At 74.2% G+C, this 5281-nt stretch carries 7 protein-coding genes and 1 pseudogene; 5 read left to right on the forward strand and 3 right to left on the reverse strand.

The window, feature by feature from the left end; all coding sequences use genetic code 11:
• Nucleotides 1-76 precede the first annotated feature (76 nt).
• Nucleotides 77-409 (reverse strand): DUF3618 domain-containing protein, encoded by a 333-nt coding sequence (locus HCJ92_RS21835; RefSeq protein ID WP_167935327.1) that lies wholly within the window; start codon nucleotides 407-409, stop codon nucleotides 77-79.
• Between the two features lie 171 nt (nucleotides 410-580).
• Here HCJ92_RS21835 and bcp point away from each other — a divergent pair, with 171 nt between their 5' ends.
• Entirely contained in the window at nucleotides 581-1048 is a 468-nt protein-coding gene (gene bcp / locus HCJ92_RS21840; protein WP_167935328.1) for a thioredoxin-dependent thiol peroxidase, read from the forward strand.
• 63 nt (nucleotides 1049-1111) lie between these two features.
• Here bcp and HCJ92_RS21845 read toward each other — a convergent pair whose 3' ends face one another.
• Nucleotides 1112-1600, reverse strand: a complete 489-nt coding sequence (locus tag HCJ92_RS21845; protein WP_167935329.1) for a nucleotidyltransferase domain-containing protein — start codon at nucleotides 1598-1600, stop codon at nucleotides 1112-1114.
• A gap of 206 nt (nucleotides 1601-1806) precedes the next feature.
• Here HCJ92_RS21845 and HCJ92_RS21850 point away from each other — a divergent pair, with 206 nt between their 5' ends.
• The 4 genes and pseudogenes from HCJ92_RS21850 (at nucleotide 1807) to HCJ92_RS21865 (ending at nucleotide 4555) form a co-directional block, all read left to right on the forward strand.
• The gene (locus HCJ92_RS21850) at nucleotides 1807-2586 is read left to right on the forward strand and encodes an HAD-IIA family hydrolase (RefSeq protein WP_167935330.1); all 780 of its coding nucleotides are present in this window, start codon (nucleotides 1807-1809) and stop codon (nucleotides 2584-2586) included.
• Nucleotides 2587-2724: 138 nt separating this feature from the next.
• The gene (locus HCJ92_RS21855) at nucleotides 2725-3342 is read left to right on the forward strand and encodes a hypothetical protein (protein ID WP_167935331.1); all 618 of its coding nucleotides are present in this window, start codon (nucleotides 2725-2727) and stop codon (nucleotides 3340-3342) included.
• The gene (locus tag HCJ92_RS21860; protein WP_167935332.1) at nucleotides 3332-4024 is read left to right on the forward strand and encodes a class F sortase; all 693 of its coding nucleotides are present in this window, start codon (nucleotides 3332-3334) and stop codon (nucleotides 4022-4024) included. Before HCJ92_RS21855 ends, HCJ92_RS21860 begins: the two co-directional genes overlap by 11 nt.
• A gap of 97 nt (nucleotides 4025-4121) precedes the next feature.
• Nucleotides 4122-4555 (forward strand): annotated as a pseudogene (locus HCJ92_RS21865) (RidA family protein).
• A 66-nt stretch (nucleotides 4556-4621) separates the two neighbouring features.
• Here HCJ92_RS21865 and rdgB read toward each other — a convergent pair.
• Nucleotides 4622-5221, reverse strand: coding sequence for an RdgB/HAM1 family non-canonical purine NTP pyrophosphatase (gene rdgB / locus HCJ92_RS21870; RefSeq protein ID WP_167935333.1), 600 nt, complete (start codon nucleotides 5219-5221; stop codon nucleotides 4622-4624).
• Nucleotides 5222-5281: the final 60 nt, after the last annotated feature.

Genomic DNA, 5281 nt, shown 5'->3' on the forward strand with positions numbered 1-5281 from the left:
GGGTAGAAGTAGACGATGACCTTTCGACCCGCGTGGTCGGCCAGTGACACCTCCGCGCCGTGGGCGCGGGGTGTTCTCAGCGCCGGCGGCGGCGTGAGGAGAGGACGAGCAGGCCGGCCACCCCGACCACGACCAGCGCCAGCGGGACAACGCGCTCCAGGCGCGGCGACCCCTCGGCGGTGACCAGACGTCCCCGCACATCGGTGACCGACCGGTTGACCGCGACGAACGCCTTCCCCGCGGTGCGGTCCACCACCGAGGCGGCGCGGGCCCGCGCGTCGTCCACGAGTGTGCTGGGGTGGACCCGGACCGCGATCTCGTCCAGCGTCGCCGCCAGCTGGTCGCGCCGCCGTTCGATCCGGGCCGCGATCTCCGCGGAACCCGGGGCTGCCTTCTTGGCTTCCGACACCGCAATGCCTCCGTGATCGACTCTTCGTTGCGGACAGTCTGTCAGCCTTCCCCCGCTCCCGCGCCCCACGACCCCCGCGCGGCACTGTTCTAAGCTCGGGCGGGTGCACCTGGGGAGCGTCGGCACGTGACGCCCGCCCCGCACCACGACAGCACGACGAGGAGCACCGCCATGAGCGACCGGCTGAAGCCCGGAGACGCCGCCCCCGCCTTCACCCTGCCCGACGCCGACGGCGCGCAGGTGTCACTGGCCGACCACGCGGGTCGAAAGGTCATCGTCTACTTCTACCCCGCCGCACTGACGCCGGGCTGCACCAAGCAGGCGTGCGACTTCACCGACAACCTCGATGTGCTGGCCGAGGCCGGTTACGACGTCATCGGCGTGTCGCCCGACAAGCCCGAGAAGCTGGCGTCCTTCCGGGACAAGGAGTCGCTGAAGGTCACGCTGGTCGCCGACCCGACCAAGGAGACGCTGACCGCCTGGGGCGCCTTCGGCGAGAAGGTCATGTACGGCAAGACGGTGACCGGCGTCATCCGGTCGACCTTCGTCGTCGGTGAGGACGGCCGCATCGAGCACGCCTTCTACAACGTGCGCGCCACCGGCCACGTCGCCAAGCTCATCCGCGACCTCAAGATCTGACCGCCCGGCGCGAGCACCGTGTGCGGTGCGGCGCCCGCGCCGCACACGGCCGGGCGCCCGCCGTCACGGCGTTTGCACCCCGAAGGCGTCGCGCAGCAGCGCCATGTCGTGGCGGTCCCGGTCGCGATGGGCGTATCCCTGGTGGAACAGCAGTTGCTGCGCCACCGAGACGCAGACGACGACCGCCCCGCCGATCGTCCCGGTGACGAAGCAGTCGGCCGGGTAGCGGTAGGGCAGGCCCGGCTCCCCGGTGTGCTGGACGGCGCTGCCGTCGGGGGCGAACGACAGCGGGTGCAGGTCGATCTCCCTGCCCCCGGCGTCCGCCACGACGAAGCGGGCGGGCCGGCCGTCCAGGGTCTCGGTGAACCCCGCGCCGGCGAGCGCCGCGAGCAGCGCGGGTTCCTCCTCGACCCGGTGGAGCAGGTCGAGGTCCGCGTGGTCCCTGGTCCACCGGCCGACCAGCGCGTCCACGCCCCAGCCGCCGGCCACCCACACCCGCGCACCGGCGTCACGGGCGAGCGCGAGGATCTCCGTCACGTCGGTCTGCCGCATGCGGTTCCGTCCTGTCCGGGAGGGGGTGGGGGCGAGGGCGCCGGGATCGTGCGCCGGAGGCAGCGTACGGTGCCGGGCGCCGGTCCGCTCGAACGCCCACTGCCATACCCTGTGGTCAGCGGCATGCTCCGTGGAGCAACCGCCCGGTCCCCCGGAACGCGGCAACGGCCGCCGCCCGCCCGACGCGTACGGCAGGAGTCCTTGACGTGGCAGAGCGCAAGCCGATCGAGTCCTGGCTGACCGACATGGACGGTGTCCTCATCCACGAGGGCGTGCCGATCCCCGGCGCCGACCGGTTCATCGCACGGCTCCGGGAGTCCGGCAAGCCGTTCCTGGTGCTGACCAACAACTCGATCTACACCCCGCGCGACCTGCACGCCCGGCTCAGCCGCATGGGGCTGGAGGTGCCGGTCGGGAACATCTGGACCTCCGCCCTGGCGACGGCGCAGTTCCTGGACGACCAGCGCCCCGGCGGCACCGCCTACGTCATCGGCGAGGCGGGGCTCACCACCGCGCTCCACGACATCGGCTACATCCTCACCGACACCGCACCGGACTACGTCGTGCTCGGGGAGACCCGCACCTACAGCTTCGAGGCGCTGACCAAGGCGATCCGGCTGATCAAGGACGGGGCGCGGTTCATCGCGACCAACCCCGACGAGACGGGCCCCTCCACCGAGGGGGTGCTCCCGGCGACCGGCTCGGTGGCCGCGCTCATCACCAAGGCGACCGGCCGCGACCCCTACTTCGTGGGCAAGCCCAACCCGCTGATGATGCGCGCGGGGCTGAACGCCATCGGCGCCCACTCCGAGTCCAGCGCGATGATCGGCGACCGCATGGACACCGACGTCCTCGCCGGGCTGGAGGCCGGGATGGAGACCTTCCTGGTACTGACCGGTGTGACCGGCCCCGGGGACGTGGACCGCCACCCGTTCCGCCCGTCGACGATCGTCGACTCCATCGCGGACCTGGTGGAGCGGATCTGACCCGCCGTCGATCCGGTCGCGGCGGGCCCGACCGGCCGGCGCAATCGGATCGACGAACGGCGTAACGCCGCCCCGCAGCGGATGCGGAACACCGGGCGGCGGGCGACCTTCGGAGGGTACCGAACCGGAGGTTCCGCCATGGGTATCGCCCGCCCCGTCCAGCTCGCCCTGTGTTCCGCCGCCGTCGCCGCGTTGGTGGCGACGGGCGGTTCCGCCGCCGCGTCCTCCCCGGAGCCGGAACCCGAGCGGGGGGAGTACGGCCACGGGCGCCACCACCAGGTGGACGTCCGGCTCTCCCCCCTCTCCCCGCGCCCTGGTGACGACGTGGAGGTGCGCGTCAAGGGCTGCGAGAAGCACCGGGAGGCGACGGCGCACTCGGAGGCGTTCGTCGCCGAGGTACCGCTGGGCCGCTCCGACGCCGGCCTGTTCGGGGAGGGCCGGGTCTCCTCGTCGATCGAGCCCGGCGTCTACGCGGTGGACGTCTCGTGCGACGGCAGGGAACGGGCGGGCAGCGCCCGGCTCGTCGTGGTGGCCCACGGCAAGCACCACACCGGTCCGCCCGCGCGGCCGACGGCCCCCGTACCGGCCGGCGGCGGTGGTACGGCCGATGACGAGAGCCTGGCAGGGGCAGGTGTCCCGGCGGCGGGCTCGGAGGTGGCCGCCCCGTTCGGGGTGACGCTGCTCGCCGGCGGACTGCTGGTGGGGGCGGTGGTCGTCGCCGCCCGACGGCGGCGGGGCGGCGCCGATGGACACTGAGCCCCGCACCTCCGGCGGCGGTCGGCTCTTCACCGCGGTCGCCTGGACCCTGGTGCTGCTGGCACTGTGGGCCTGGGGCGTGCGGCTGACCGGGGGCACGGACGACTCCGGCGCCCTGGCGGGCGGCACCCGCGGCCAGTTGAGCGACGGGCGGCTGCTGCCGCCGCCGCTGGTACCGCTGACGGGCGCGGCCGTGCCGCTGGCCGTGGAGATCGCCTCGATAGGGGTGAGCGCGGACGTCATCCCGCGGGGTGTGGAGAGCGGCGGCGGTGTCGAGCCGCCGCCGTACGAGGCCGCCGACATCGCGGGCTGGTACGAGGGAGGCCCCTCCCCCGGCGCGGCGGGAGCGGCGGTGCTGGTCGGGCACGTGGACACCGAGACCGCTCCGGCGGTGTTCTACGGGCTGAGCGCGGTCAGCCCCGGCAGCGAGGTGGCTGTGGTCCGCTCGGACGGCACCACGGCCACCTTCACGGTGGAGCGGGTGGCGGTGGTGGAGCGCGAGGAGTTCGACGCGGAGACCGTGTACGGGGCCCACGACCCGCGCCGCGCGGAGCTGCGGCTGATCACCTGCGGTGGCACCTTCGACCGGGAACGCGGGACGTACTCGGCCAACGTCGTGGTCTCCGCCTATCTCACGGGTGCGGGCGAGGCCGAGGACGCCTCGGGCTTCCGCTCGGTGTGACCACCCGGTCCGGGGGCGCCCACCGGTGTGCGGGGGACGGACGCCCCGCGGCGCGGGTGCCCGGGACCGCCGCGCGCCGGACGCGTCGTGTCGTGTCGTGCCGGCGGGCCGCCGTCCCCGGCGACGGTGGTCGGCTCTCGAAGCGGCGCCGGGACTCCCCGGCGCAGGCGTATACCGCCACGTCTCGGTGGCCACCGGTTCCCGGACGGTGCACGTCGCGGGGCAGGTCTCCTGGGACGCGGCGGGCAGGACCGTGGGTCCCGGCGACCTCACCGCCCAGGTCGTGCAGTGCTACCGGAACGTCGCCACGGCGCCGGCCTCGGTCGGCGCGACGTTCGAGACGTGGCACGGCTGCGCGTCCACGTGGTCGACTGGACTCCGGAGCGGATGCCGGAGCTGCTCGCGGGCATCGAGAGCGCTGCGGCCGAGCTGGGGTTCACTCCCGGGCCGCCCACCTCCCTGATCGGCGTCGCCGCCCTGGACGTGCCCGAGCACCTGGTGGAGATCGAGGCCACGGCGGTCCTCGACTGACCCTGCGGGCGCGCGGTCGGTCCGCGCGCCCGCAGTGGCGTCGGAGTCGGATCGCCCCGCGGCGTGTCAGAGCAGCGGCAGGACGAGCGGGGCGAGCTCGCGGAAGGCACGCCCCCGGTGGCTGATCGCGTTCTTCTCCGCCGGGGACAGCTCGGCGCAGGTGCGCGTCTCCCCCTCGGGCTGCAGGATCGGGTCGTAGCCGAAGCCGTTGGGGCCGGCCGGCTCGTGCCGCAGCGTCCCGGCGAGCCTGCCCTCGACGACGCGCTCGGTCCCGTCGGGCAGCGCGAACGCCGCGGCGCAGGCGAAGTACGCCCCGCGGTGCGGGTCGTCGATCTCGGAGAGCTGCGCGAGCAGCAGCTGCAGGTTGGCGGGGTCGTCGCCGTGTCGTCCCGCCCAGCGGGCGGAGAGGATGCCTGGCGCGCCGCCCATGACGTCCACGCAGAGACCGGAGTCGTCGGCGATGGCGGGCAGGCCGGTGGCGGTGGCCAGGGCGTGTGCCTTGAGCAGGGCGTTCTCGGCGAAGGTGGTCCCGGTCTCCTTGACGTCGGGGATCTCGGGGAAGGCGTCGGCGCCGGTCAGTTCCGAGGTGACGCCGGCGGCGGCCAGGATGGCGCGCAGCTCGGTGACCTTGTGGGCGTTGCGGGTGGCGAGTACGAGTTGCTGCATGGCCGCGATTATCGCGGCACCCACCGCGGCGGCGGGCCACCGGGGCGTGCCCGGTGGCCC

Source organism: Streptomyces spiramenti (assembly GCF_012034385.1).
Taxonomy (GTDB): Bacteria; Actinomycetota; Actinomycetes; order Streptomycetales; family Streptomycetaceae; genus Streptomyces; species Streptomyces spiramenti.